Consider the following 1,947-nt stretch of genomic DNA (forward strand, 5'->3'; position numbering starts at 1 on the left):
GGTTTGGATTCAAACAGATCCATCAGACAAAGAAATGATGTTCATTGAATCGAATGAAGCAGTACTACAAGAGCTTTTAAATAATATGAAGCAAGTACAAGGGTACGCAGGGTAATAGCGTACCTTTGAAAAGGAAGGTGAAATTATGCTTGAGAAAATAGTAGAGTGGGTCGGAGGCCTAATTATTGTTTTAGTGAAGGCTTTTCTTGGTCCGGTTTATGCGACTTTAGATCCTCTTCCAGTCTTAGTGTTTGGGGGGAATGGGACAGAAGGAAAAGGGACAAATTTAGATTTCTTATTTTCGGGAGATTCTCTAACCAAAGTATTAGACACAGGTATGCCTGTCATGTTTAAGCTTGTTGCTTTTTGTGTCCTCATCAGTGTAGTAATTACAGCAGCAAAATATTCAGCGACAGCTATTAATCCGAATAATCGAACGGCATTAATAGAGTATGCGAAAGATTTAATGATTATCTCGATTTGTCTTTGGCATTTGGATTACTTCTATACTCTTATATTTGATATCAATTCGTGGGTAATAGTAGAGTTCAGAGACGCTATCAATGGAGTAAGTGGTGGGAATTTTGACCCGGATAAGGGTACTAAATTTCTACAGCCTGGATTTGGTGGGGCTGGACTTACAATTACTGAGCTGAGTCTGAAAGGTCATGAAAACGACTATATGTTTATTATATTTGGTTTGTTTATAGAGGCTGGTCTCATCATCTGGGCAAACTTTTACTATTTAATGCGTGCGGTGTCACTATATGTCTTAATGTTAATGGGTCCTTTAATGGTAGGTATGTGGCTGTTCCCACAAAAGAAACAACAGACATTATATTGGATACGTGAATTTATGGGGGCAGTGTTCATACAAGCGATTCATGCAATTACTTTATGGCTCATTATTTCTTTAATTGGAGCAGCAAATAGTCCGTTACTCAAATTAATGTTACTTGCTATGTTTATCCCAATAGGTGAGATTGTGAAAAGTTTTATTGGTCTTAGTACCAATGCATCAGGTGGTATTCATAAAGCGGGTACGATGATGGGTATGGGGGCCTTAGCAAGTGTGGCTGGGCTGGTTAAAGGTGTTCGTGATGACTACCGTAATTCGAAAGCGAAACCTAATGATAAAGGGAATAAAGAAGAGACAAAAGAAGATGCTGACAATCCCAAAAATGCATTGGGAGCGAATTTAGGAACAGATATTGGTACAACATCTCGTGCAGCTCGTATGTTAAAAGCAGGGCAAATTGGAAGTTCAATTGGTAAAGCGGCAACGGGACTTGCGGGTATGGCCGCAGGATCAGGGCTTGGACCAGAAGGAATGGCAATAGGGACAATGGTCGGTAGTAAAGCGGGTGAAATTACTGGTGCGGTTGCTGGAAGAACTGCTGGTGCAGTAGGCGAAGGAGCTGTAGCGTTAGGGAAACATATTGGTTCAAGTGTGAAGAAGGGTACAGATACTTATAATGGGTTAAATAGTGAATCTTATCCAGAACTAACGGATGAAGATATTGCACAGGATTTAGCTACAAAAGATTTTGAATCTTGGAAAGCGGATAATCCTGATTCAGCAGTTACGAGTCGATTAAAACAAGCATTTCCTGGTGCTTCCGATGCAGAAATTGCTAAGAAAGTAGCGAAAACCAATAGTGATCAAATGTCTCATTTCAAAAATCAGCGTAACCAAGATTTACAAAGTATGAAGAAAAACGCTACACCATATGGAAACGCTAGAGATCTAGTAAATGCTGCGACTAACGCATTCCAAAAGGGATATGAGGCAGATCATAAAGACGCGTTTATGAGTCAACTGCCAGAAAATATGTCGGCGGAAGAAAAAGAGAAAAAATGGAACGGCCATCTTAATTCAAAAGTACAAGGGTTTAGAAATCATGCAGAACAAGCGGCAATAAAAGCGGGGGCTATGCCTGTTGATAC

Annotated in this window: 2 pseudogenes; both read left to right on the top strand. The window is 39.9% G+C overall.

From position 1 onward, the window contains the following. A pseudogene (locus tag MR155_RS30945) lies at nt 1–115 on the top strand (conjugal transfer protein TraC); the annotation flags it as partial. 30 nt (nt 116–145) lie between these two features. Further along, nucleotides 146–1,947, top strand: a pseudogene (locus MR155_RS30950) (hypothetical protein); the annotation flags it as partial.

Source organism: Bacillus cereus group sp. BfR-BA-01331 (assembly GCF_022663915.1).
Lineage (GTDB): Bacteria > Bacillota > Bacilli > Bacillales > Bacillaceae_G > Bacillus_A > Bacillus_A mycoides.